The sequence below is a fragment of the Bordetella genomosp. 13 genome, from assembly GCF_002119665.1.
Taxonomy (GTDB): domain Bacteria; phylum Pseudomonadota; class Gammaproteobacteria; order Burkholderiales; family Burkholderiaceae_B; genus Bordetella.
Genome location: NZ_CP021111.1, coordinates 302,866 through 326,511 on the forward strand (window position 1 = coordinate 302,866; position 23,646 = coordinate 326,511).

The 23,646-nt window shown below is 67.2% G+C and carries 21 protein-coding genes; 8 read left to right on the plus strand and 13 right to left on the minus strand.

Annotated features, from left to right (window positions below; genetic code table 11):
- Positions 1–17 precede the first annotated feature (17 nt).
- Positions 18–1,154: a substrate-binding domain-containing protein gene (locus tag CAL15_RS01390; RefSeq protein WP_086076992.1), complete on the minus strand. Its 1,137-nt coding sequence runs from the start codon at positions 1,152–1,154 to the stop codon at positions 18–20.
- 143 nt (positions 1,155–1,297) lie between these two features.
- On the opposite strand from CAL15_RS01390, the gene CAL15_RS01395 reads away from it, so the two are divergent.
- From CAL15_RS01395 to CAL15_RS01405, 3 genes are read left to right on the plus strand one after another with little or no spacing between them, the layout of a single operon-like run.
- Complete coding sequence (locus CAL15_RS01395; RefSeq protein WP_086076993.1) at positions 1,298–2,029, plus strand: ABC transporter permease; 732 nt, start codon at positions 1,298–1,300, stop codon at positions 2,027–2,029.
- 5 nt (positions 2,030–2,034) lie between these two features.
- Positions 2,035–2,796 (plus strand): ABC transporter ATP-binding protein, encoded by a 762-nt coding sequence (locus CAL15_RS01400; protein ID WP_086080864.1) that lies wholly within the window; start codon positions 2,035–2,037, stop codon positions 2,794–2,796.
- Positions 2,793–3,608 carry an extracellular solute-binding protein gene (locus tag CAL15_RS01405; RefSeq protein WP_086076994.1) on the plus strand — a complete coding sequence of 272 codons (816 nt, stop codon included), beginning with the start codon at positions 2,793–2,795 and terminating at the stop codon, positions 3,606–3,608. Before CAL15_RS01400 ends, CAL15_RS01405 begins: the two co-directional genes overlap by 4 nt.
- Before the next feature lie 9 nt (positions 3,609–3,617).
- On the opposite strand, the gene mobB is transcribed toward CAL15_RS01405, so the two are convergent.
- From mobB to CAL15_RS01425, 4 genes are all read right to left on the minus strand, one after another.
- Complete coding sequence (mobB, locus tag CAL15_RS01410) at positions 3,618–4,148, minus strand: molybdopterin-guanine dinucleotide biosynthesis protein B (RefSeq protein WP_086076995.1); 531 nt, start codon at positions 4,146–4,148, stop codon at positions 3,618–3,620.
- A gap of 8 nt (positions 4,149–4,156) precedes the next feature.
- Positions 4,157–5,437, minus strand: coding sequence for a molybdopterin molybdotransferase MoeA (moeA, locus tag CAL15_RS01415; RefSeq protein WP_086076996.1), 1,281 nt, complete (start codon positions 5,435–5,437; stop codon positions 4,157–4,159).
- On the minus strand, positions 5,434–6,027 hold the full coding sequence (gene mobA / locus CAL15_RS01420) for a molybdenum cofactor guanylyltransferase MobA (RefSeq protein ID WP_086076997.1): 594 nt from the start codon (positions 6,025–6,027) through the stop codon (positions 5,434–5,436). Before mobA ends, moeA begins: the two co-directional genes overlap by 4 nt.
- A 90-nt stretch (positions 6,028–6,117) precedes the next feature.
- On the minus strand, positions 6,118–7,227 hold the full coding sequence (locus CAL15_RS01425) for a putative sulfate/molybdate transporter (protein WP_086076998.1): 1,110 nt from the start codon (positions 7,225–7,227) through the stop codon (positions 6,118–6,120).
- A gap of 886 nt (positions 7,228–8,113) precedes the next feature.
- Here CAL15_RS01425 and CAL15_RS01430 point away from each other — a divergent pair.
- The 4 genes from CAL15_RS01430 to CAL15_RS01445 all read left to right on the plus strand — a co-directional run bounded on the left by CAL15_RS01430 (position 8,114) and on the right by CAL15_RS01445 (position 11,934).
- On the plus strand, positions 8,114–8,497 hold the full coding sequence (locus CAL15_RS01430; protein ID WP_086076999.1) for a GtrA family protein: 384 nt from the start codon (positions 8,114–8,116) through the stop codon (positions 8,495–8,497).
- A gap of 134 nt (positions 8,498–8,631) precedes the next feature.
- Positions 8,632–9,648 carry a glycosyltransferase family 2 protein gene (locus tag CAL15_RS01435; protein WP_086077000.1) on the plus strand — a complete coding sequence of 339 codons (1,017 nt, stop codon included), beginning with the start codon at positions 8,632–8,634 and terminating at the stop codon, positions 9,646–9,648.
- A gap of 5 nt (positions 9,649–9,653) precedes the next feature.
- A complete protein-coding gene (locus CAL15_RS01440) occupies positions 9,654–11,159 on the plus strand; it encodes an ArnT family glycosyltransferase (protein WP_086077001.1) in 1,506 nt (501 codons plus the stop codon).
- A gap of 82 nt (positions 11,160–11,241) precedes the next feature.
- The gene (locus tag CAL15_RS01445) at positions 11,242–11,934 is read left to right on the plus strand and encodes a response regulator transcription factor (protein ID WP_232468095.1); all 693 of its coding nucleotides are present in this window, start codon (positions 11,242–11,244) and stop codon (positions 11,932–11,934) included.
- A 36-nt stretch (positions 11,935–11,970) separates the two neighbouring features.
- On the opposite strand, the gene CAL15_RS01450 is transcribed toward CAL15_RS01445, so the two are convergent.
- The 6 genes from CAL15_RS01450 to CAL15_RS01475 form a co-directional block, all read right to left on the minus strand.
- The gene (locus CAL15_RS01450) at positions 11,971–13,233 is read right to left on the minus strand and encodes a sensor histidine kinase (protein WP_198299123.1); all 1,263 of its coding nucleotides are present in this window, start codon (positions 13,231–13,233) and stop codon (positions 11,971–11,973) included.
- Between the two features lie 447 nt (positions 13,234–13,680).
- Positions 13,681–14,463: an enoyl-ACP reductase FabI gene (gene fabI / locus CAL15_RS01455; protein WP_086077004.1), complete on the minus strand. Its 783-nt coding sequence runs from the start codon at positions 14,461–14,463 to the stop codon at positions 13,681–13,683.
- Complete coding sequence (locus tag CAL15_RS01460) at positions 14,460–15,686, minus strand: acetate/propionate family kinase (protein WP_086077005.1); 1,227 nt, start codon at positions 15,684–15,686, stop codon at positions 14,460–14,462. The genes fabI and CAL15_RS01460 overlap by 4 nt, the downstream gene beginning before the upstream one ends.
- A gap of 4 nt (positions 15,687–15,690) precedes the next feature.
- Entirely contained in the window at positions 15,691–16,629 is a 939-nt protein-coding gene (locus CAL15_RS01465) for a phosphate acetyltransferase (protein WP_232468096.1), read from the minus strand.
- The gene (locus CAL15_RS01470; RefSeq protein WP_420042526.1) at positions 16,626–19,040 is read right to left on the minus strand and encodes a DUF3141 domain-containing protein; all 2,415 of its coding nucleotides are present in this window, start codon (positions 19,038–19,040) and stop codon (positions 16,626–16,628) included. Before CAL15_RS01470 ends, CAL15_RS01465 begins: the two co-directional genes overlap by 4 nt.
- Positions 19,041–19,088: 48 nt before the next feature.
- Positions 19,089–19,625, minus strand: a complete 537-nt coding sequence (locus tag CAL15_RS01475; RefSeq protein ID WP_086077006.1) for a GNAT family N-acetyltransferase — start codon at positions 19,623–19,625, stop codon at positions 19,089–19,091.
- 251 nt (positions 19,626–19,876) lie between these two features.
- On the opposite strand from CAL15_RS01475, the gene CAL15_RS01480 reads away from it, so the two are divergent.
- Positions 19,877–21,274 (plus strand): 3-deoxy-D-arabino-heptulosonate 7-phosphate synthase, encoded by a 1,398-nt coding sequence (locus CAL15_RS01480; protein ID WP_086077007.1) that lies wholly within the window; start codon positions 19,877–19,879, stop codon positions 21,272–21,274.
- Here the strand turns inward: CAL15_RS01480 and CAL15_RS01485 are convergent.
- Together CAL15_RS01485 and CAL15_RS01490 are read right to left on the minus strand one after the other, a co-directional pair.
- Positions 21,261–22,235: a Bug family tripartite tricarboxylate transporter substrate binding protein gene (locus tag CAL15_RS01485; protein ID WP_086077008.1), complete on the minus strand. Its 975-nt coding sequence runs from the start codon at positions 22,233–22,235 to the stop codon at positions 21,261–21,263. The genes CAL15_RS01480 and CAL15_RS01485 overlap by 14 nt on opposite strands.
- 200 nt (positions 22,236–22,435) lie before the next feature.
- Positions 22,436–23,578: an L-talarate/galactarate dehydratase gene (locus CAL15_RS01490; RefSeq protein WP_086077009.1), complete on the minus strand. Its 1,143-nt coding sequence runs from the start codon at positions 23,576–23,578 to the stop codon at positions 22,436–22,438.
- Between the last annotated feature and the right edge of the window lie 68 nt (positions 23,579–23,646).

The following is a 23,646-nucleotide window of genomic DNA, read 5'->3' on the forward strand; positions in this document are numbered from 1 at the left end:
GCCGCGCCTTTGCGGGTTCAGGCCGTCGGCCTGCGCACCCGCTTCGCGGCCGGCCGGCGCTTCGGCTGCCCGGTGAAATCCCACCACGGCAGCATGCGGCGCAGTGACAGCACCTCGCCGCTATGCGCCGGCGTATAGCCGGGCATGCGCCCCAGGATGTCCTGCCACGAGGCGCTGCGCAGCAATTCCATCAATGCCTGCGTAGAGGGCTGGTCCAGCGTGGACTTCAGGCACACCAGGAAGTAGTTTTCCTTGACCAGCGGCACGAACTCGAGCCGCTCCGGCAAGGCCGCCGAGGCGATGCCCAGGCCGGCGTCCGCGCTGCCCGACGCCACCGCGTGGGCGACGGCCTTGTGCGAAGGCTCGGTGCGGTCGTAGCCCTGGATCGAGGCCGCATCGATATCCGACTCCTCGAGCAATTCGTCGAACAGGACGCGCGTGCCGGTTCCCAGGGGACGGTTCACGTAGCGCAGGCCGGGCTGCAGCAAGTCGCCGATGGCGCGCAGTCCGCGCGGATTGCCGCGAGGCACGATGAAGCCCTGGTCGCGCTGGGCGAAGCCGATGATCTTGTGCAGGCCGGGCTGCAGCAGCGGCTTGTAGGCGCGCTCGCTGCGCGAGCCCGGCACCGGCTGGTCGCGGGTGTGGAAGCCCGCCATCACGCAGCGCCCCTCGTTCAGTGCGCTGATGGCGTCCAGGCTGCCGGTGTAGCGTATGTCCAGGTGCAGCTTGGCCGAAGTGACGGCGTGTTCTTGCAGGGCCGCCAGCGCGTCGTCGTGACTGGCATGCAGCGGCACCACGTGCGCGGCGTTGTCGAAGGCGACCGCGAAGGTGCGTTCGAGTTCGGCGCGCAGGGCGCTGATCTGCGGCGCCAGCCGGGCCTGCGCCTGGCGCTCGGCCCACAGCAGTTTCTCGCCGAATTCATTGAGCCTGGCCGGCTGCCCCTTGTCCCACACGATGAGCGTGCGCCCCAGCGTCTGTTCCCAGCGCTTGAGTTCGCCCCATACGTGGCGATACGACAGGTCCATGGCCTTGGCCGCGGCCGAGATCGAGCCGTGCTCGCGCACCGCGAACAGCAGATCCATCAGGGCGTTGCGGATCAGCGCCGGTTGCGCGCCGTTGGCGCCCAGCAGATAGGTCAGTTCAATGCTATGCACGGCGGCGAGTATGCCTCAAAAGACCGCGAACCACATTGCCGCAGCGTAGCGCAAAGCGCTGCGGCCAGCTATGCAAATGGCTTCATATGGCCTGCCGTCGATGCTTGCGATACCCTGCCTCGCCGCCCCCCGGAAATACAGGCATGAACACATTTCAGGAAAGCGTGCTGACCGCCTTGCGGCTCATTCTTTCCCTAGACCCTCTGTTGCTGGCCATCGTCGGGCGCTCGCTCGCCGTCAGTCTCAGCGCCTGTGCCCTGGCCTGTGCGCTGGGGATGATGGCCGGCGCCTGGCTGGGCGTGGCGCGCTTTCGCGGCAAGCCGGCCGTGCTGACCTTGCTCAATACCTCGCTGGCCCTGCCGTCGGTGGTGGTCGGCCTGGTCGTCTACCTGCTGCTGTCGCATTCCGGTCCGCTCGGCTTCCTGGGGTGGCTGTTTTCCTTCAAGGCCATGGTGATGGCGCAGACCATCCTGGTGCTGCCCTTCGTGACCGCGCTGGTGCGCCAGACGGTGGGCGACGCCGAGTCCGACCATGGCGAGCAGCTGCGTTCGCTGGGCGCGGGGCCATTCATGCGCGGGCTGATGCTGCTGTGGGACGAGCGCTTCACCCTCATTACCATCGTGATCGCCGCGTTCGGACGCGCCGTATCCGAAGTCGGGGCGGTGATGGTGGTGGGCGGCAACATCGACGGGTATACGCGCGTCATGACCACCGCCATCGCGCTCGAAACCAGCAAGGGCGACCTGCCCATGGCCATGGCGCTGGGACTGGTGCTGCTGGCCGTGGTGCTGCTGCTGAACGTACTCGGCGCGCTGGTGCGGCGTTGGCGCGAGCATCGGGATGCGGGACCGGCCAACGTCGGGGAGGCGATATGAGCTCGATGCGCCACCCCGAGCACGCGCCCTTCCGTGGGGAGGACCTCGCGCGGCGGCAGGACGGGACGCCCGCGACCGCGGTGTTCGTCCTCGACGGCGTGCATGTCCGCTACGGTCCGGTCCACGCCTTGCGCGATGCGCGGCTGTCGATACGCGCGGGCGAGAAGGTCGCGCTGGTGGGCGCCAACGGCAGCGGCAAGAGCACGCTGCTGCGCGTGCTGCACGGCCTGGCGCGCCCCAGCGCCGGCCTGGCGCGCTGCCTGCCCACGACGCGCCAGGCCATGCTGTTCCAGCATCCCTACATGCTGCGCACGTCGGTGCTGAACAACGTGGCGCTGGGACTGTGGCTGCGCGGCACGCCCTGGCGCGAGGCCCGCCAGCGCGCCGCCCTGGCGCTGGAGCAGGTCGAGATGAGAGAGCTGGCCGGCCGCAATGCGCGCGGACTATCGGGCGGGCAGAAGCAGCGCCTGGCCCTGGCGCGCGCGTGGGCGCAGGCCCCCGAGGCCCTGCTTCTGGATGAGCCCACCGCCAGCCTGGACCCGCATTCCAAGCGCGAGGTCGAGCGGCTGATGCAGGTCTTCAGCGCCAGCCACGGGGCCACCATGGTTTTCGCAAGCCACAACCTCGGCCAGGTGCAGCGCCTGGCCGATCGCGTCGTCTACCTGGACCACGGCCGCATCCTGGCCGACCTGCCGGTGCACGACTTCTTCAACGGCCCGCTCCCCGAACCGGCGAGCCTCTTCCTGAAAGGAGAAAGAATCCTATGAACCTGATCGATACATTGCGGCGCGGCGCCGCGCTGGCCGGCCTGGCGGCCGCGTTCGCGACGGCTACGGTCCATGCCGAGACCATCACCATGGCCTCGACCACGTCCACCGAGCAGTCCGGGCTGTTCGCGCATCTGCTGCCGGCCTTCGAGCGGGCCAGCGGCATCGACGTCAAGGTGGTGGCGCAGGGCACCGGCCAGGCGCTGGACACGGCCCGCCGCGGCGACGCCGACGTGGTCTTCGTGCACGATCAGGCCGCCGAAGAGAAGTTCGTGGCCGAGGGCTATGCCGCCAGGCGCTCCCCGGTGATGTACAACGACTTCGTGCTCATCGGCCCGTCTAAGGATCCCGCGGGCGTCAAGGGCAACGACATCGTCGCGGCGCTGAACAAGCTGGCGGCCGGCAATGCGGCCTTCGTCTCGCGCGGCGACAAGAGCGGCACGCATGCGGCCGAGCAGCGCTACTGGAAGCAGGCCGGCGTCGAGAACAAAGGCACGGGCTACAAGGAATGCGGCTGCGGCATGGGCCCGGCGCTGAACATGGCATCGTCCACCGGCGCCTATGTGCTGTCCGACCGCGGCACCTGGCTGAGCTTCAAGAACCCCGGCGACCTGACGGTGCTGGTCGAAGGAGACAAGCGTCTCTTCAACCAATACGGCGTGATGGTCGTCAACCCCGCCAAGTTCCCGCACGTGAAGGCGAAAGCCGCGCAGAAGTTCGCGGACTGGGTCACGTCGAAGGCGGGACAGGACGCGATCGCCAGCTACAAGATCAACGGCCAGCAGCTGTTCTTCCCGAACGCCAACCAGTAAGGACCGTGCTCAGGCCGTGGGGGCGGCCAGCACCTGGTCCAGCGGCCAGGCGTGGTCCTGGACCAGGTCGGCAATCGCTTCGTAGTCGTCCAGGCGCACCCACGGCAAACCGCAATCGGCCGGCGGCGGCACGTCGCTGGCGATGGCGCGGATGCTGGCATCGTCGACATAGAGCCATGACTTGCCATTGACCTGGCGGTGCACCTCGATCTTGACGTGCGGATTGCGCTTGAATCCTTCGATCAGCACCAGGTCGACGGGGCTCATGTGGCCCAGCAGCTCGGCCAGTCCCGGTTCGGCCTCGCCGCGCAGCTCGTGCATCAGCGCCCAGCGCGATGACGACGCGATCAGGACCTCGTGAGCACCGGCCTCGCGATGGCGGTACGAGTCCTTGCCCGGCCGGTCGATGTCGAAGGCATGGTGGGCGTGCTTCAGCGTGGAAACACGGAGCCCGCGGGCCCCCAGCACGGGGATCAGGCGGGTCAGCAGCTGCGTCTTGCCGGCGCCGCTCCAGCCGGCGAAACCTATCACTCGGGTCATGCTGCGCCTCAGATCAGACCGTCGAAAGGCAGCACGTCGACGTACTCGCCAGCCGCGATGTTGCCTTGATCGTGTCCCAGCACCAGCAGGCCGTTGGCCTGGCTCATGCTGCGCAGGATGCCCGAGCCCTGCGAGCCCGTGACGCTGGCCTGCCAGCCGCCGTCCGGCGCCCGCGTGACGAGGGCGCGCTGGTATTCGGTGCGGCCCGGCTTTTTGCGGATGGGCGTGGGCGTGACGCAGCGCAACAGGGGCAGCGCCTGCGGCGCCGCGCCGCCCATGGCCAGCAGCGCATCGCGCACCAGCGCATAGAACGTGACCATGACGGCCACCGGATTGCCCGGCAGGCCGAACAGGATGGCCTGGCCGATGCGGCCGATGGCCATGGGGCGCCCGGGTCGCATGGCGATCTTCCAGAACAGCACGTCGCCCAGGCGTGCCATCACCTTCTTGGTGTAGTCGGCCTCGCCGACGCTGACGCCGCCCGAGGTGATCACCGCATCGGCGTTGGCGGCCGCGGCCGCGAAGGCGGCTTCGAGCGCGGCCTCGTCGTCGCGCACCACGCCCATGTCCAGCACCTCGACGCCCAGGCGCTGCAGCATGCACCACAGCGTGTAGCGGTTGCTGTCGTAGACGCAGCCCTCGTCGAGCGGTTCGCCGATGGAGCGCAGTTCGTTGCCGGTGGAGAAGAAGGCCACGCGCAGCCGGCGGCGCACGGCGACTTCGCCGCGGCCCAGCGAGGCCAGCATGCCGATGTCGGCGGGGCGCAGCACGCGGCCGGCCGACAGCGCGGCCTCGCCTTGCGCCAGGTCTTCGCCGGCCAGGCGCCGGTTGTCTCCGGCGCGCAGGATGCCCGCCGGGATGGCGATGGCGCCGTTCTCTTCGCGCACGAATTCCTGCGGCACCACGGTGTCCAGGCCGGCGGGCATGACGGCGCCGGTCATGATGCGCACGCATTGTCCCGGGCCGGCGACGCCCTGGAAGTTGTCGCCCGCCAGGCCGCTGCCCGCCACCCGCAGCACCGTGTCGCCGTCGGCGCGCAGGTCGGCGCCGCGCAAGGCGTAGCCGTCCATGGCCGAATTGTCGTGCGCCGGCACATTAATGCCCGAGATCACGTCGCGGGCCAGCGTGCGGCCCAGCGCGCTGCGCAGCGGCAACACTTCGGTGGCGGACAGGCGCGGCACGAGGCGGTCGATGAACTCGCGCGCCTGCGCGATGGGCAGGGCGTTGGGATCGTAGCCGTTGACGCAGGAGGCGATCTCCGCGAGGCTGGCGGGCAGTTCGGTACTCATGATTGGAGCTGTTGCAATTCGGTTGGCGTGTTCGCGCCGGCAAACGCATGCGCGTCCTCGAACAGGACCTCGACGCGCTTGTGGCTGGCGGTCCAGATGTCGATCTTGCCCTGGCCCTCGTGCAGGAAGTTCAGCAGGCTGGTCAACAGCGAGGTCTTCAGCAGGCAGAACACGGGCTGGGTGCGCAACGCATCGCCCTCGCGCGTGACCACGATGGCGATGTCCGCGTCGGCCTCGTGCAGCGCGGCCGCCAGGCGCTCGACCATGTCGAGCGGAAACAGCGGCGAGTCACAGGGCACGGTGACCATGTACTCGGTTTCGCAGCGTTCGAGTCCGGCGGCGAATCCGGCCAGCGGCCCGGCGAAATCGCCAGTGGCATCCGTCCATACCGGCACGCCCATGGATTCGTACGCGGCCAGGTTGCGGTTGGCGTTGATCATGATCTGGCCGACCTGCGGCCCCAGGCGCAACAGGGCGTGCATGGCCATGGGAATGCCCTGGAAATTCTGCAGTCCCTTGTCCACGCCGCCCATGCGGCTGCCTCGTCCGCCGGCCAGGATCAGCCCGGTGATTTCGCTTCTGTCTATCATCGAATTCGTGAATGTCGGCCGCGCGCCGCGACGCGCGCCAGGGTAGCCAGTATAGCGGCGCGGCCCGCGCGAGGCCCGCGGCGGCGCACGCTACAGTCGGAGCCGGCCGCGCCGTGCCGCGTAGTGCAGCACGCAGCCCAGGACGAAGCCCGCCGCCACGTTCCAGATGCAGACGGCCGCCGTGGCCAGCACCACGGCGCGCTCGTCGCGCGCCTCGGGCAGGCCGCCGCTGCCCACGGCCAGCTGCAGGCCGGTGATGAACAGCAGCACCCCCAGCACCGCGGGCGGAAACAGCTGGAACAGCGTCGTCACGGCGCCGCTGAAGAACAGCGCCAGCACCAGCAGCAGCCCGCCCAGGATGACCACCGAGCCGCCCGTGCGGGCGCCGAAGGCGACGTGGGACGCCATGCCGCCCGCGCCATGGCACATCGGCACGCCGCCGGCAGCGCTGGAAAACAGGTTCATCAGCCCCGTGGACAGTGCCATGCGCCCCTCGGAGACCGGCCGATTGGGGAACAGGCGGTTGTTCTCGCGGCTGATGGCGAGAATGGCATTGCCCAGCGTCAGCGGTATTTGCGGAATGGCCAGCAGCACCACGCCCACGAGCACCTGGTTCCAGTCTATGCCCGACAGTTGCCACGCGGGCAGGCGCAGCGCCACCGGCGTAGCCATCAGCTGCGTCAACAGGGACGGCTGGCGCCAGATACCGATCGCGGCGCCGAACAGGAGCAACACGAACATCACCGGAACGCGCCGGCTGCCCAGCAGAGCGAGCGTCAGGGCCGCCGCGGCCACCGCCACCGGCAGGTCCCCCTGCATCATCTTCAGGCCCTGCAGCATGAAGCCCACGCCCAGGCCCAGCAAAATGGCATGGATCACTGTCGCGGGCACGCGCTGCGCGACGTGCCGCATCAAACCGGTGGCGCCCAGCACCAGCCATGTCAGCCCCGTGGCGAGCGCGGCGACGTGCACCGCGCCTGGCGTTACGACGGCCGTCTGCACCGCCTGTATCGACGCGACGGCGCCGATGGCCTTCATGGGCTGCACGGGAATGGGCGTACGGTAGTAAAGGCCGCAAGCGATCATGGGCACGGCGAAGGCGAACAGCACGCCGAAGGGATCCATGCCCAGCACGCCGATGTACGCCGCGACGAACGGAATCAGGGTCCCCAGGTCGCCGAAGGCGCCCGCCCACTCCATCCGATCGTACCGATTGGAGGGGTGTCTCGGGTGGGGGGAATCATGGTTGGCCATATGGCGGGACTTCATGGCGACGCTCTCGCATTCGCGTTGCGTGTATTTCGGTGGGATTGTACGGGGGGCTACTGGCGGGGGGGAGTTTGGGCTGGTGGGGGTATCTGGGTTCTTGAGCGCCTGGGACATGACTGCGGATTCTCGTCCTCGCGCCAAGGGCGCTGCGGGCGCGAATCCTCCGCCATGTCCCAGGCTCAAGACATCTCGATGCCTCCAGTCGCACACTCGCGCTAACGTTTCTTTCGTCGAAATGGGCAAGCCGCACCGCTGTTCGTCCCGTCGCGGATGGCGTGCTGCCGGCCATGCATGTGCATCGAGCGCCATGCGTACGCAATGAACGCCGGCATGACTATGCAGCGCACGGCACGGTGCAGCACGCAATGAAGGGCGCCGAGCACTATGTGATGAAAAGTGCCCGAGCCCGACGTAATGAGCGAACACTGCCGTGATATCGATCGCGGCATTGCGATGCTGTGAGCCGACTGCATGCCGGAGAAGTCGCGCCCGCAGCGCGGCAGCGCGAGGACGAGACTTTGCAGGCATACAGGCGGCGCCACCAGAACACAAACCGTGACCGGATCCCGACACGCCGGGTCGCCACCAGAACACAAATCTCATCCCGCACACTATCTGCACCGCCACGCTGCGCCTCCCCCCCCGGCACCGCTTGCACGTCGTTCCGATAGCGCCCGGTTGTTCTTCGAAGAAGGCGCGCGCCTGGTCGGCGGCGGCGCCGGATTTTGATGATTTCTTGTTGTCTGATTGAGGGGATTTTTGCGATCCGCTCGATATCCTGCCCGTCATCGAGTCATCCCGTTGATCCGGCAGACGTATGGCCTCTCTGGCAAGCGCTTGGGCGCGATTCCCGCAATTCCTGGCCTCGGGGGGACTGTCCACCCTGGTTCATTGGGCCGTCATGGCCGCGATGATGGCGGCCGGTGGGGCGGCATCGTCGGCGACCGCCGTCGGGGCCGCGGCCGGCGCGCTGGCCAATTTTGTCCTGCAAAGACGCTATGTCTTTCCGCGGAAGCGGCCGGCCGGTGCAGCGTTGGCGCCCTACGTGCTTGCGATGGGCTTCACCGGCGTGTTCAACGTGGGATGTTTCTCGGTCCTCTATCACGTGGGACATGTCCCGGCCGGATCGGCACAGTTCGTCGCCACCGTGGCGACCGCCGTCCTGAACTATCACATCCTGAGAACGAAGGTTTACGCATGAGCCAGCCGAGACGCCTGATGGGCCGTTACCGGGACGCCCGGTACCCAGGCACTTCAACCAGCGCATTGAATCGAGCGCTGGATACGCCGCCAACGATGTTCCGGACCGCGGCAATCGGTGCCCCGTCCGACGCCATGCGGCCCTCCAACGATCCCGACGCGCATCCGCGTGGACCGGAACAGGCCTATCCCGTCCTGTCGGTCGTCGTCCCCGTCTATAACGAACGGCTGGTGTTGCCCATGTGCTACCGGCGCATCCGCGGCGTCATGGAGTCGCTGGGCTTGCGCTACGAGATCGTCTTCGTCGACGACGGCAGTGTCGACGGCAGTGCCGACCAGCTGGCCGCTTTGGCCTACACGGACCGCAATGTGAGGGCAGTACGGCTGAGCCGAAACTTCGGCAAGGAGGCCGCGTTGACGGCCGGGCTGGACAATGCGCGCGGCATGGCAGTGATCGTTCTTGACGCGGATCTGCAGGATCCGCCCGAATTGATCCCGGACATGGTGAAGGCGTGGAGGGCGGGCGCCGATATGGTGACCATGAAGCGCCGCAGCAGGGCGGGGGAAAGCTGGTTCAAGCGCGCTTGCGCACACGTGTTCTATCGCGTGCTGCGCCGCCTGAGCGAGCTGCCGATCCCTTCCGACACCGGCGACTTCCGCTTGCTGAGCCGCCGTGCGGTCGACGTGCTCAAGCGCATGCCCGAGCGCAGCCGCTACATGAAAGGCCTGTTCGCGTGGGTGGGGCTGCCCACGCACGAGATTCTCTATGATCGCGCCCCGCGCGCCGCGGGGTCCAGCAAATGGAATTTCGTGGGATTGACCCGGCTCGCGCTCGAGGGCGTGACGTCGTTCTCGGTGGCGCCATTGCGCTGGGTCGGCGCGGTAGGGATGGTGGCCGCCACGGTAGGCGGCGCGTTCGGGCTGTGGATAGTGGGCAAGACGCTTTTCGCGGGAGAAATCGTCAACGGTTATCCGTCCACGGTCGCCGTCATCACTTTTCTTGGCGGCGTGCAGCTGCTCTCCATCGGCCTGCTGGGCGAATACGTGGGCAAGATCTACATCGAATCCAAGCAGCGGCCGCTGTATGTGGTGCGTGATGTGTGCGAACTGACGCTGGGCCTGGCCGAGCCGGCATTGCAGGGCCGGGAGTAGACGCGATGCTGCGCATTCTCGGGCCGCGGGCCCGCGGCATTCTGACGCTTGCCCTGGGTTTGGCGGCTCTGCGCCTGGTGGGCATGGCCTGGCTGCCCTACATGGATACGTCCGAGCCGCGTTACGCGGAGATCGCTCGCCTGATGGTACAGACGGGGGACTGGATCACGCCCTGGTTCGAACCCGGCATTCCGTTCTGGGGCAAGCCGCCGCTGTCGTTCTGGCTGCAGGCCGCTTCCATGAAGCTGTTCGGCCTTTCCGAAATGGCGGGCCGCCTGCCCGCCTGGCTTGCCGTGCTGGCGACGCTGTACCCCATCCATGCGGTGGCCAGGGCATGGGCAGGCCGGCGCGCCGCGGCCTGCGCCGTGCTTCTGTATACGACCTGCGCGCTTCCGTACATGACGGCAGGAGCCGTGCTTACGGACCCGTTCCTCGCCTTGGGAACGACGCTGGTGATGGCCGGCCTGGTCCTGCCGCAACGGCATTGGCGCATATTGGCGGTGGCGGGGTTGGCGATCGGACTGCTGGCGAAAGGTCCGTTGGCCGTCGTGCTGGTCGCGGGGCCGCTGGCCGTGCATCGGCTCTGCTATGGCAGCCGCCAGTGGGCCGGCGTGCCGCTCGCGCGCGCTCTCTCTGGGGCCGTCCTGGCGGTGGCGCTGGCCGCACCCTGGTATATCGTGGCCGAACTGAAGACGCCGGGCTTCCTGGATTACTTCATCGTGGGCGAACATGTGCGGCGGTTCCTGGATCCCGGCTGGGGCGGCGACATGTACGGCACGGCGCATCGCAGCGCCTTCGGCGGCATATGGGTGGGCTGGCTGCAGGCCGCCATGCCCTGGGGACCGATCGCGCTGGCCGCGCTGGCGGCAGGGCTGCGCCGCGAATCCGGCCGACGGCGGCTGCGCATGCTGGTCGCCCGCCCGATGACGGGCTATCTGCTGGCATGGGCGCTTTTTACGCCCGCATTCTTCACCGCATCCAGCAACATACTGTGGACCTACGTGCTGCCTGCGCTGCCGGCGTTCGCCATTCTGGCGGCGCGGCCGCTGGCGATCGCCATGCGGCGCGTGGGAGCGGTGTTGCCGCAGCGCAAACGCGCGTGGCCGCGGCGCGGCATCGTGGCGGCGGCATGCGCAACGCCCATCGCGATGCTGACGGCCACCCTCGTATTGGCCATCGAGCCGCAATTGGCCAGGAGCGAACGAGAGGTCATCCAGTACGTCGACACGAATGCCCCCGCGGGCGCGCGGCTCTGGTACGTCGGGACCCTCCCGTTCTCGGCGCGCTACTATTCCCACGGGCACGCCGAGCGGATACCGCGCAGCCAGGTCGCCGAAAGGCTGGCCAGCGTGAAGGGGCCGGTCTACATCGCGGCTTCGCCCACCGACATGGACCATCTGCGGGCAGTCATGAAGCTGCAGATCATCGATGGCGCACAGAGCCGGCGCTATGTGCTTGCGCGGGCGACCATCCCGGAAAGATACCAATTACCGTCGCTGTCATATCGTTGATGCCCATACTGTCGAATAGCGCGGGGTCGATGGGACCGGTGCGGTCGCGAGCCAGGACTTCGATTTCCGCAGGCGGATGCCGATGAAGGACAAGACCAGGGTACTGATCGTAGAAGACAACGTCGCCTTGGCGGAGAACCTGTTCGAGTTTCTCGGCGAAGAGGCTTACGTGCTCGATTTCGCGTCGGATGGACTGACAGCGCTTCATCTGCTGGCGACCCAGACCTATGACGTGATCGTACTGGACGTCATGGTGCCCGGCGTATCCGGCTTCGACATCTGCCAGCGCATCCGTCAGGATCTTCGTGTCCATACGCCCATCATTTTCATGACCGCGAAGGACGAGATCGAAGACAAGGTCAAGGGCTTCACGCTGGGCGGAGACGATTATCTGGTCAAGCCCTTCGACCTGCGCGAACTCGTGGTGCGCATCCAGGCCCTGAAGCGGCGTCCCGGCACCGCGGCCCAGGTGCTGCAGGCCGGACCGGTGATCTACGACCCGGGCACGTTGAAGGTGCAACTGCTGGGCCAGGGCCGCATAGAGCTGTCGGGCACCGCAGCCCGCATTTTCGAGGCCATCATCCGGGCGCATCCGCGCTTCGTGCCATACGAGACCCTGCACGGACTGCTGTGGCCCGACCGGGACGTGGACGCCAACACGCTGCGCACGCACGTATACATGCTGCGCAAGCAGTTTCTCGAGACGTACGGAACGCCGCTGGTCAAGACTCTGCACGGTCGAGGCTACGTGCTGGCGCCTCCGGGCGAGGAGTAGGTCCGCAGCGCTGTTCGCGCGTTTCGACGCCGGCCGCTATTGCCCGGCCTCGGCCGTGAACGCCACGCGCACGGCCATGCCGGCGCCTTCCGTACCGCCCACCTTGAGCTTCCAGCCCAGCCGCTCGCACACCAGGGTCACGATGAACAGGCCCAGCCCTGAACGCGACTGCGAGGCGGCATGCGCCGTGTCGCCAGCAAGCTGGCGTCGATAGGGTTCCGGAAGGCCCGCGCCCTGGTCCGCGATTTCGAGCCACTGCGCGTCCAGACGCACCTCCACGGTCCCGGGCGTATGCTGCAGCGCGTTGTGCAGCAGGTTGCGCACCAGCATCTTCACCAGCGCCGCATCGGCCATGACGACCGGTTCAGCCAGTCTGTGGAACCTTACCCGCTCCCGTTCGCCGCGCGCTGTGGTGGCGTCGTCGAGCACGTCTTCGATGGTGCCGGCGAGCGCAACCGGCGCAAGCGCATGGGCTTCGCGCCTGGTCAGCTTGAGGATCACGTCGACGTTGGCGCCCATTTCGTCGACCGCGCGGCGGATGCGGCGCAAGGCCCTCTGGTCCGTTGGCGAAGATTGCTCGCGGGTCTCGATGCCGTCCAGGGCGCCGGCGATGATGGCGATGGGAGTACGCAGTTCGTGACTGGCCATGCCCAGCAGCGACTTCTCGCGCTGCACGTATGACTCGATCTCGTCGAGGAAACGGTTGAACGAACCCGAGATCTCCTGCAGTTCCAGGTCGGAGTACTGGACGGATATTCTCGGCATGGCCGGCGCCGGCTCGGTGATGGCGATCTGCTCGGCCATGCGGGTCAAGGGCGCCGCCAGCCGGCGCCCCGTGAAGCGCGCCAGCAGGCTGGCCAGAATGACCATGGCGATGCTGAGTATCGCAAGGAAGCGGGCGAACACCGCCTCCTGCTGTTCGAAGTTGCTGATGTCTTTGGCCAGGTAGAGGCGGCCGTTGGCCGTCTCGGAACTGGCGACCATGAAGGTCGCGTCGCCGGAGTGGATCTCGCCGGCGAAGGGGAACGCTTCCGGCCGGAAGATCTGCGGCACCTCGACGGTACCCACCAGCGCCCTGGGTATGTACAGGGCCTGCAATGTCGCGGTGGTCCACTGGAAGGGCTTGTCCTGGTGCGCAAGCTCGAGCATGAAATCACGCTCGGTCTGCATGTCCAGGGTGACGATCGACTGCTCCAGCCGCTCGTTGGCGATCAGCACGCTGAAGATGGCAACGAACAGTGTGGTCGCGACCGCGCCCATGACGGTGTGCCGTATGCGGCGTTCGATTGACTTGGCCATTTCCGTAGAGGCTTTTGCTTTTGCGATAACGAGCTGATCGCGCCGGCAGTTCGGGCGGACACCAGATGCGGACCTGTTCGCATCATCCAAAGGTTGTACTCTGGATGAAGCCATAAGTCGAATTTACGAAGCCCTACCCACAGCGTCAGAATCACAACCTCATCCGACTAAGCCGAACAGGTGAGATGATGTCAGCAGCTCAAGTGAAGCGTCCTATCGCGGTAATTGCAGCAGCAGACGATGGGACGACGTACCGCATAGAACGGCGCAATCGGGCCTTGCCGGGAGACAAGGGCGTAAGCGCGTTTTTCTACTGCTGCCTGCCGGACGGACAGGACGTCAGTTGGCTGGGGTATGGCACCTACCAGCTGCCCGACGGCACCGTGGTTCGCACACTGATGCCGCGCCGCACCTAGGGGAGCCGTTTCGCCCCGGCGGTGCACGAGATCAGGCCATGATGTGCACGCCGCCGTCGACATAGATGGTTTCCCCCGACAGGCGCCTGGCGTAAGGCGTCGCCAGGAAGGCGCAGGTGAATCCGACGTCCATGATGTCGACAAGCTCTCCGAGGGGCGCCCGCTGCGCCGCCTCGTTGAGCAGCAGATCGAAATCCTTCAAGCCGGAAGCGGCCCGGGTCTGCAGCGGCCCGGGCGATACAGGGTGTACGCGTATCCCCTTGGGGCCAAGTTCGAACGCCAGGTAGCGCGCGGACGCCTCGAGCGCGGCTTTCACCGGACCCATCACGTTGTAGTTGGGCACCACCTTGTTCGCCCCGTAATAGCTCATGGTGAACATGGCGCCGCCGTCTTTCATCAACGGCGCGGCCCTGCGCGCCAGGCGTATGAACGAATGGCATGAAATGTCCATGGCCTGCCCGAAGCCCTCCGCCGAGCAGTTCAGCAGGCCTCCCTGCAGGTCGTCCTTGGGCGCCCACGCGAGGGAATGCACCAGCACGTCCAGCCGGCCCCACTCCTGTTCGATCCGCGCGAAGACGGCATCGAAATCAGCGGGGTTGGAGACGTCGAGCGGCATGAAGATCGGCGCCGCCAGCTGGCGCGCAAGCGGTTCCACGTAGCTTCGGGTCTTTTCGCCGGCATAGGTGATGGCCAGTTCGGCGCCGCATTCGCGGAACGCCTTCGCGCAGCCGTAGGCAATCGAATGTTCATTGGCGATGCCGCAGATCAACGCGCGGGCGTTGGCCAGTATGGGGCGTGGGGCTAGGTTGGTCATGATGTCGTTCCTGGTGCGTCCGGCACGGCAGTGTTCGGCGACGCCTGGCTGCACGTTTTCCAGGTGTGGCGCGCCACCATCAGTTCTTCGTTGGTGGGAATCACCCACGCCGACACCCTGCTGCCCGGCGCGTGGATGCGCAGCCTGTTCTTCCGGTTGGCGGCCGCATCGAGCTCGATGCCGAGCCATGCCGCGTCGCGGCACACCCGTTCGCGTATCGTGGGCGCATGCTCGCCGATGCCGGCCGTAAAGACCAGCGCATCGATGCCCTGTGCCGCGGCCACCAGCGATCCCAGTTCACGCCCGATGCGATACGTGTACAGGTCCACCGCGAAGCGCGCATCCGCCTCTCCGCTGTCGAGCAGGGTGCGCATGTCGCTCGATATGCCCGACACGCCGAGCAGCCCGGACTGCTTGTAGATGAGGTTCTCGATGGCGCGCGCGTCCATGCCCAGTTCGTCCATCATGTACAGCAGGACGCCGGGGTCCAGGTTGCCGCTGCGCGTGCCCATCGGCAGGCCGTCGACGGCGGTGAAACCCATGGTGCTGGCCACGCTGCGGCGCTCGACCAGCGCGCACATGCTGCTGCCGTTGCCCAGGTGGGCGACGATGGTGCGGCCCGAGGCGGCCTTCGGGTCGAGTTCCGCCAGCGTGCTGGCGATGTACTCGTACGACAGTCCATGGAATCCGTAGCGCCTCACTCCCTGGCCCGTGATCGAGCGGGGCAGCGCGAAGGCCTGTGCCACTTCGGGCTGGCGTCGATGGAAAGCCGTGTCGAAGCAGGCCACCTGCGGCAGGTCGGGCCGCAACTGCGCGACCACTTCGATGGGCTTCAGGTTGTGCGGCTGGTGCAGCGGCGCGAGCGGCGTCAGCTTCGCCAGCGCGCGCATCACCTCGGGCGTGACGAGAACGGGGCTGGCATACGCGATACCCCCGTGCACCACGCGATGCCCGACAGCCACCAGCCTGTGGCCCTCGCGTTGGCTGCGCAGATAATCGACAAGATAGGCCACTCCGCCCGCGTGCCCCAGTTCGGCGCCCTTCTCCCATTGCTTCGCCTCGATGTCGGCGCCGGCGACGTCCTTCAGCCTGAAGCTTGGGGCGGTATAGAGACCCTCGATCTGGCCGCGCAACAGCATCGGAAGCGCCTCGCTGCCTGCGTCGAACACGCAGAACTTGATGCTGGATGAACCGGCATTGAGCACAAGAATCACGTCAGCCATGATGTCACCTCAGGATGCGGTCGCCCTCGCGGCGGGCTGCGGCGACCAGCACCGCGACGGCACAGGAGGCGAGGCGCGTCAGCACCGAATCGGCCCGGCTGGTCAGGATGATCGGCACCCGCGCGCCCAGCACGATCCCGGCGGCATCGGCCCCAGCGAGGAACGACAGGCTCTTGGCCAGCATGTTGCCCGCCTCCAGGTCGGGCACCAGCAGCACGTTGGCGCGTCCCGCCACGGGCGATTCGATCTTCTTGGTCCGCGCCGCTTCCATATCGATGGCGTTGTCCAGCGCCAGCGGGCCATCGACGAGGGCGCCCGTGATCTGGCGCCGGTCTACCATCTTGCACAGCGCGGCCGCCTCGACCGTGGAGGGCACCTTCGGATTGACCACCTCCATCGCCGACAGGATCGCCACGCGGACCTCGGGCACGCGCAACGCGTGCGCGAAATCGATGGCGTTCTGCAGGATGTCGGCCTTTTCTTCCAGCGTGGGTGCGATGTTCACCGCGGCGTCGGTGATGATCAGCGCGTCCTCGTGGCCGGGGACGTCCATCACGAAACAGTGGCTGATGCGCCGCGACGTGCGCAGTCCGGTATCGCGCCTGACCACCGCGCCCAGCAGGTCATCCGTGTGCAGGCTGCCCTTCATCAACGCCTCGGCCTTGCCTTCCCGCACCAGAGCCACCGCGGCTTCGGCGGCGGCCTTGGCGTCCGGCGCGTCGACGATATCCATGCCCGACACATCTATGCCGTGCCGGTCCGCCACGGCCTGGATCTGGTCGCGCGGTCCGACGAGCGTGGCCGCGATCAAGTCTAGCCGCGCGGCCTCCGTCGCACCTTCCAGCGACGACTGGTCGCACGGATACACGACGGCCGTGGGCGTGGCGGGGATGGTCTGGCAGTAGTCGATCAGGCGCTGATACTTCGCATGGTCGGGATTCATCTCGCCTCCTTCGTGGACCGACGGCTGCCGGTTCTGTTCGCTGCCGGGGACTGCTTCTGCGGCCGTCTTTGCGGCCGGGTGGGACGCGCCCGGCCACTGCCGTTCGCCGCTTTCTTCGCCGATGGGGCGGGCGCCAGCACATGGCGTATGCGTTCCAGCATCGCCATCTGTCCCGCGGTCGGAAAGGCGGTAAGTACTCGCTCGTCGGACATCAGCCGCCCCAGCAGGGTGACCAGCCGTTTGCGGTCGGACGCATCGGCAAGCAGCCTGGGCAGGCTCTCGACGGCGCGTTCGGGCTCGTACTGGGTGATGATCTCCTGCTCGCCCCGAACACGGCGCCACTCGTGAGGCTCGATGTCGGGCAGGTACTTCTCATACTCCTCGGCGAGCTCCTGGCGCAGTTCCAGGCGCGACAGCGGCAATGGCACTCCCTTGTTCATGAGCAGGTACGCCACGCGCGCCAGCGCCTCGACGTAGCCGCCTTTATCGGTCAAGGTCAGCGCATCGCGGACGATCGCCAGCTGGCGCGGCTCTTCCTCGGCCTCGGTTTCGCCATCGCGGGCCGGCGCCGCCTTGGCGACGAAGTAGTTCAGCAGGGGATTGGTGTATATCGAGAAGAAGCCCGCTTCGGTCATGGCGTCGCGCGTCGCCCGGTAGTAATCGAGCGATGCGCTGATCAGTTCGGCGTTCTTCTTCTCTGCGAGCCGCAGGGGGTTGTCCTCCGTCACCGGCCGCCTGTTGTCTTTCACCATCCTGGCGGCATGCGCCAGCCACCATAGCCATGGATTGAGATCCGAGATGGCCCAGTTCTGCATCCTGAGCGGATGCAGGGCGCGCAGCTGCTTCGCCGTATGGTCGTTGGACATGAGGCGTACCAAAGGTTGCGCATACAGCTCATAGCCCTTCTGTACGAACTCCGACACGCCGGCCACGGCTTCGAAGGCCTTTTCGTCCACGCGCTCGAATCGGTTGAGCCGCTGTGCGATGTCCTCGAGACGACGCTCCGCGAAGTCCACTTCGTATTGCGGTTCGCCGCGTTCGTCTGTCGTCTCGGTGATGGACATGCTGTACAGCCCGGGCGCGAGCCCTTCGATACTCTTGAGCACTGACACGATCTGCGCATGCTCCTTGCGGGCAACCTTGCCCGAGACGAAGATGCCCAGGTGCCCGATGCTCTCGTGAAGCAGGCCGACGATGACCTGACCATGCGCCTTGATCTCTTCCGTGCTGCCGTACACATCCAGGATCCAGTTGAAGGCCTGTTGCGGCGGCGTGATGTTGTCGCCCATGGATGCCATCAGCACGATCGGCGACTTGATGTCGCGCAGATCGAAGCCTCTGCCTTCCGCGGCGTCGACTTCGCCGCTCCACAGCTTGTTGCCCACGAAAAGATTGCGGGTGATCCACTCGATCTCTTCGCGGTTCATCAGGTAATACCCGCCCCACCAGCGCTCGAATTCCAGGAAACGCGGAGGCTCGGTGTCGGCGTTGTCGTACACGTGGTAGTACTTGTCCCACAGGCTGTTGGCGGGATTCAGGTTCTCGAAGTTCTGCACCAGGTGGGCGCCGTCGAACTTGCCGTTGCCCAGGTCCGCCATCAGCGTGGCAAGCCAGGTTCCGCCCAGCATGCCGCCCGCGTAGCGCATGGGGTTGTCGCCCTCTCCTTCGCTCCACGCGCCTCCCCAATACGACATGGGCGCGCCATTGATGACGATGGGCCCGGTTTCGTCCGGGTCGGAGGCCACCAGCATCATCGCGGCCCAGCCGCCCTGGCAATTGCCCACGATGGCAGGCTTGGGGGCGTCGGGGTGCAGGGCGCGTACGTGTTTGACGAAGCGCTGTTCTGCGCGGCAGACGTCCAGCACCGTCTGCCCGGGCTCGGGATCGCGAAAGAAGATGACGAAGTAGACGGGATGCCCCGCGCGCAGCGCGACACCCACCTGCGAATCGTCCTTGAACCCGCCGATGCCGGGACCATGTCCGGCGCGCGGGTCGATGATGACGTATGGCCGCTGCTTGGGATTGACCGTCACGCCGGGCGGCGGTTTGATGCGCAGCAGGGCGTAATTGACGGGGCGATCGAACGTGCGGCCATCGGCCACGATCTCGGAATCGAAGTGCAGCACCGGCTTGAGGCCTTGCGCGGCGTTGTCCACGAAGTTGTTGCCGCGCTGTCGCAGCGTGTCCCAGAACAGTATGGACCGTTGCATGGCATCGAGGGCATAGCTGGACCAGTGTCGCGGATCCATCGTGAAAGGCGCGCTGAGCGCCGGCAGGGCGCCTTCCGCGTCGCTGGCCGGGTTCACTCGCTGCTTCAGTTTCTCGTTGGCCAACTCCATGCGCTTTCGCAGGAGCGTTGCCACCTTCGAGGCCGTGCTCGACAGCTGTTTCGGTTGGGTTGTCGCGTCCATGCTTGAATCTCCCGGACCTGCCTGAAGCGATGCATCGGCTTGGAGCCCTTACAGTTCGAGCGTCACCAGGCGCAGTGTGCTATCACCGGGGCACTGAGCGTCAGCGAAGCCGAGCCGCTCGGCAAGTCTGCGCATACTGAAATTGGTGGACAGTACGAAGCCTTCCATGCGTCGAAGACGTTGCTTGCGAGCGGTGCGGATGAGCAGCTCCATCATGGTCCGGCCCAGGCCTTGGGCGTGCCAGTCCTCCGCGACCGTCACGGCGAATTCGCAGGCGCCGCGATCCGCGGCGTAGACATACCGGGCGCCGGCCACGATGATCTGCCGGTCCTCCTGCGCGATCACAGCGACCAGCGCCACCTCCCTGTCGGGGTTCGGGTTCGTCGCGGAATCGAGCATGTTCTCCGGCAGGACGCGCATCGCGGTGAACAGCCGCGAGTAACGCGCCTCCGCACTGAGGCGTTCGAACGCGGCCGCGAACTCGTTCCTATCGTCCGGCCGAATCGGCCGTATGGTCACGCCGCGCCCATCGCGCAGCTTCACGCTGAGCGGCAGGAACTCGTCCGTCTGGTGGTGATCCGGCATGTTCGTTGCTCCGGCCCAGGCGCCCTGCGTGTGCGCGTGACGCGCGTCGTCCAAGGCTCCCCGGCGAAAATGCTTGGGACGTGAGGCGGGCGGGGCAGACTGAGATGCCCCGAACCAGCTAGGGAATCTAGCTCGGGGGTCATTCAGCCTCTACTGGCCGAACTGCCTACATACGTACCGCGTTGGTAGCAATCCCGCCCAGGACGCGTCGCGAACGACGGGCCGGCGTCGGGGCGGAGTAAGGTAGCGGAATGTCCCCGCTTTCTTCATCGCATCCCCTGCTGGACGATACGCTGCGCGCCGTCGTCCGCCGCTACCGGCCGCCGTCGCTGGATGACGTGCCCGCCGGAGCGGGCAGCGGCAATCCGGCCGCCGCGCTCGCCATCCTGATAGAACGGGCGCGCCGGGCGCTGGCGCGGGGCGACACGCCCGATGCGGCGCTGATGCACGGCTTCACCGACGCCCTCGCGCGGCTCATCGACGATGCGTTGCAACCAGGGTCGGGCGATCCCGTTTTCCAGGCGATGGTGCTGCGGCACCAGGTGGCGCGGGTGCGCGAGTACGCCTCGCTGGCGGCCCACGCCGACAAGGACCGGCGTCAGGTCCATGCGGCGGTCAATGCGGTGGCTCACCCGGCCAAGCCTGCGCGCAGCGGCCAGGGGCCGGTGCCCCAGGCGTTGGAGTCTCTGCATCTCGCCGCTTCTTCGGCATCCTGGCTGGCGGTGGAGAGCGCGGCGCGCGCACTGTTCGCCTTGCCTGGCGCCGACAATGATCCGGCATTGCAGCGAGGCGTGAAGCGGCTGCTCGACGGGCCAGAACTGGGCCGCCTGCAGCGCCTGGATCGACTGGCCTCGGACGAACAGGTGCGCCTGTACCAGTCGCTGTGGAGCCGCCACGGTCCCGCGCCGGGCAGCGCCGGCGCCGTGGCGCAAGGCGCGGCATCGCAGCAGCGCGGCGATGCGGTCGAAGCGCAGGCTACCCGGGCGTTGGAGGCGCTGGCGCGGCGCTTGAATGCGGCAAGCGGCGCAACGGGTCCTTATCGCGTCGTGACGTCGATGCGCGTTCCGTCGTCGATGCCCGGCAATCCGGAGCGCGCCAAGACCGAATGGGACGGTGTGCTGCTGGCGCAGGCGGGCGCCGATGTGTGGGATGTCTGCCTGCTGGTGGAAGCCAAGGCCTCGGTGGAGGCCGCAAGCACCGATTTTCCTCGGCTGATGCGCGGGCTGCGCCTGCTTGCGCAGGCAGAGCAGGACGAGATCTACGCCTTCCCGTCGCGCCAGGGACCGGTGCGCCTGCGCGGCGCCTCGTTGCGTGCGCTGCCGGCCGACGAGGGCGGGGTGGCGGACACGGTGCTGTATTGCTGCGACGCGTCGGCCGACACCATGCCGCGTCTGCTGGGGTCGGCCGCGCGCATGCAGCTGCTGTCCGCGCAGGCCAGCGTGGCGTATGCCAGCGCCCGTGTCGCACAGCGGGATGCGGATCCGCCGCAGCTCGAACCCGTGTGGCACCAGCTGCTGGCATCGCCGCAATGGCGCGCGGTGCTGCATCAGTATCCGACGCTGTGCCGCGTACGCGAACTGATGGTCCACGTCGACGACCTGCTGCAGGCCGCCGCCGTCGGGCCGCAGTCGCGGTTCAGTTCGCCGTGATCCTGCCCACCTCGATCACCTTCTTCCAGCGCGCGAACTCGTCCGCCTGGAACTTGGTGAACTCGGCGGGCGTGTTGCCCACCACTTCGAAGCCCAGTTCCAGCAGCTTGGGCTTCACCGCCGGATCGTTCAGGCTTTCGACGATGCCGTTGCGCAGCTTGTCGCGGATGTCGGTAGGCAGGCCCTTGGGTGCGGCGAACGCCTGCCACGAGGTCACGGTCACGCCCTTGAAGCCGAGTTCTTCCATGGTGGGCACGTCGGGCAGCAGCGGCGAGCGCTTGGCGCTGGTGACCGCGAGCGCGCGCAGCTTGCCGGACTGCACGTGGGTGAGGCAGGTGTTGATGTTGCTGAAGCTGGCATCCACCTGGCCGCCCAACAGGTCGATGATGGCCGGGGCGCCGCCCTTGTAGGGCACGTGCGTGCCCTTGGTATTGGTCTCTTGCCAGAACAGTTCTGCCGTCAGGTGATCCGAGGTGCCGTTGCCGGCCGACGCGAAGGTCAGGCCATCGGCGCTTTTGAGCGCGGCCAGCACGTCCTGCACCGAGTTCAGCTTCGAGTTGGCGTTTACCACCAGCACGTTCGGCGCCTGCACCGCGACGGTGATGTAGTCGAAGTCCTTCAGCGGGTCGTAGCCGGTTTCCTTCACCAGGTGCGGGCCGATCACGAACGGGCCCAGCGACGATACCAGGATGGTGCTGCCGTCCGGCGCGGCGCGCTTGGCCTGGGCCGTGCCCACGGTGCCGCCGGCCCCCGGGCGATTCTCGGTGACGAAGGTGCCGCCCAGCTTCTCCTGCAGCTTCGCGCCGACGGTGCGCGAGATGAGGTCGGTGGAGCCGCCCGGCGGGAACGGCACCAGGAAGGTGACGGGCTTGGAAGGCCAGTTGCCGGCTGTTTGCGCCAGGGCGGGAAGCGCCATGGTGGTGGCCAGGCCGAGCGTCAACGTGCTTAGCAGTCGTTTCATCTGTGTCTCCGGTGTTTTCGATGGCGGCGTCTGCGCGCCGGTTGCAAGGGAGGGCGGCGCCGCGCGCCGCCCGGGTCAGGCAAGCGCCGCCCCCTCGTGGAGGGCGACGCAAGGCAGAAGCGGCTCGGCGGGCTTATCAAGAAGCCTTCGTGCTGCGCACGCCGGCATTCGCCTTCGAGACGGCTCTGGCGAGCTCATGCTCATGCCCGCTTGCCGACCTCGGCCTGCTCGCGGGTCCAGTGGCGAGCCTGTTCGCTCAGCGACAGGCCCAGGCCGGGGCGCTTGGGCACCAGCATGCGGCCGTCGCGGATCTCGAGGCGCTCGTTGAACAGCGGCTCGAGCCAGTCGAAATGTTCCACCCACGGTTCGGTGGGATAGATGGCGGCCAGGTGCACGTGTAGTTCCATGGCGAAGTGCGGGGCCAGCATGCAGCCGGCCTGCTCCGCCTGGCCGAGAATCTTCAGGAAGGGCGTGATGCCCCCCACGCGCGGCGCGTCGGGCTGGATGAAGTCCGCGCCGCGATGGCGGATCAGATCGAAGTGCTCGGCCGCGCTGGTCAGCATCTCTCCGGTGGCGATGGGCGTGTCGAAGGTCGTGGCCAGGGCGGCGTGGCCCTCGTGGTCATAGGCGTCCAGCGGCTCTTCGATCCAGACCAGGTTGAACTGTTCGAAGATGCGGCACATGCGCTGCGCGGCGGGACGGTTCCATTGCTGGTTCGCGTCGACCATCAGCGGCGCGTCGTCGCCCAGGTGCTTGCGCACGGCCTCGACGCGCTTCAGGTCGTGCTGGTGATCGGGATGGCCGACCTTCAGCTTGATGCCGCCGATGCCGCGCTCGCGCGAGGCGCTGGCGTTGACCAGCAGTTGCTCCAGCGGGGTGTGCAGGAAGCCGCCGGACGTGTTGTAGCAGGCCACGGAATCTCGATAGGCGCCCAGCAGCTTGGCCAGCGGCAGGTTGGCGCGGCGCGCCTTCAGGTCGTACAGCGCCACGTCGAAAGCGGCGATGGTCTGGGTGGACATGCCGCTGCGGCCCACCGAGGCGCCCGCCCAGCACAGTTTCGTCCACAGGCGGCCGATGTCGCTGGGGTCTTCGCCGATCAGCACGGGCGCGATCTCCTTGGCGTGCGCGAACTGGCCGGGGCCGCCCGCGCGCTTCGAGTAGCTGAGGCCGAAGCCCTCGTCGCCGTTCTCGGTCTGGAGTTCGACGAACAGCATGGCGACCTCGGTCATCGGCTTCTGGCGGCCGGTGAACACCTTGGCGTCGCTGATGGGGGTGGCCAGGGGCAGGTAGCAGGACGAGATCCGCATCCAGGCGATGCGATCGGCGGGGGATTCAGTGTTCATGGCGGGAAGTCCAGGTTGTCTCCGCGGTCCGGTCCATGGGATGGACAACGTTATCCGTCGAGGGCAAA

Excerpts from the sequence above, each read along its gene's own strand:
- CAL15_RS01395 (WP_086076993.1), top strand. The coding sequence starts at position 1,298 with ATGAACACATTTCAGGAAAGCGTGCTGACCGCCTTGCGGCTCATTCTT.
- CAL15_RS01400 (WP_086080864.1), top strand. The coding sequence starts at position 2,035 with ATGCGCCACCCCGAGCACGCGCCCTTCCGTGGGGAGGACCTCGCGCGG.
- CAL15_RS01405 (WP_086076994.1), top strand. The coding sequence starts at position 2,793 with ATGAACCTGATCGATACATTGCGGCGCGGCGCCGCGCTGGCCGGCCTG.
- mobB (WP_086076995.1), bottom strand. The coding sequence starts at position 4,148 with ATGACCCGAGTGATAGGTTTCGCCGGCTGGAGCGGCGCCGGCAAGACG.
- moeA (WP_086076996.1), bottom strand. The coding sequence starts at position 5,437 with ATGAGTACCGAACTGCCCGCCAGCCTCGCGGAGATCGCCTCCTGCGTC.
- mobA (WP_086076997.1), bottom strand. The coding sequence starts at position 6,027 with ATGATAGACAGAAGCGAAATCACCGGGCTGATCCTGGCCGGCGGACGA.
- CAL15_RS01425 (WP_086076998.1), bottom strand. The coding sequence starts at position 7,227 with ATGGAGTGGGCGGGCGCCTTCGGCGACCTGGGGACCCTGATTCCGTTC.
- CAL15_RS01430 (WP_086076999.1), top strand. The coding sequence starts at position 8,114 with ATGGCCTCTCTGGCAAGCGCTTGGGCGCGATTCCCGCAATTCCTGGCC.
- CAL15_RS01435 (WP_086077000.1), top strand. The coding sequence starts at position 8,632 with ATGCGGCCCTCCAACGATCCCGACGCGCATCCGCGTGGACCGGAACAG.
- CAL15_RS01440 (WP_086077001.1), top strand. The coding sequence starts at position 9,654 with ATGCTGCGCATTCTCGGGCCGCGGGCCCGCGGCATTCTGACGCTTGCC.
- CAL15_RS01445 (WP_232468095.1), top strand. The coding sequence starts at position 11,242 with ATGAAGGACAAGACCAGGGTACTGATCGTAGAAGACAACGTCGCCTTG.
- CAL15_RS01450 (WP_198299123.1), bottom strand. The coding sequence starts at position 13,233 with ATGGCCAAGTCAATCGAACGCCGCATACGGCACACCGTCATGGGCGCG.
- fabI (WP_086077004.1), bottom strand. The coding sequence starts at position 14,463 with ATGACCAACCTAGCCCCACGCCCCATACTGGCCAACGCCCGCGCGTTG.
- CAL15_RS01460 (WP_086077005.1), bottom strand. The coding sequence starts at position 15,686 with ATGGCTGACGTGATTCTTGTGCTCAATGCCGGTTCATCCAGCATCAAG.
- CAL15_RS01465 (WP_232468096.1), bottom strand. The coding sequence starts at position 16,629 with ATGAATCCCGACCATGCGAAGTATCAGCGCCTGATCGACTACTGCCAG.
- CAL15_RS01470 (WP_420042526.1), bottom strand. The coding sequence starts at position 19,040 with ATGGACGCGACAACCCAACCGAAACAGCTGTCGAGCACGGCCTCGAAG.
- CAL15_RS01475 (WP_086077006.1), bottom strand. The coding sequence starts at position 19,625 with ATGCCGGATCACCACCAGACGGACGAGTTCCTGCCGCTCAGCGTGAAG.
- CAL15_RS01480 (WP_086077007.1), top strand. The coding sequence starts at position 19,877 with ATGTCCCCGCTTTCTTCATCGCATCCCCTGCTGGACGATACGCTGCGC.
- CAL15_RS01485 (WP_086077008.1), bottom strand. The coding sequence starts at position 22,235 with ATGAAACGACTGCTAAGCACGTTGACGCTCGGCCTGGCCACCACCATG.
- CAL15_RS01490 (WP_086077009.1), bottom strand. The coding sequence starts at position 23,578 with ATGAACACTGAATCCCCCGCCGATCGCATCGCCTGGATGCGGATCTCG.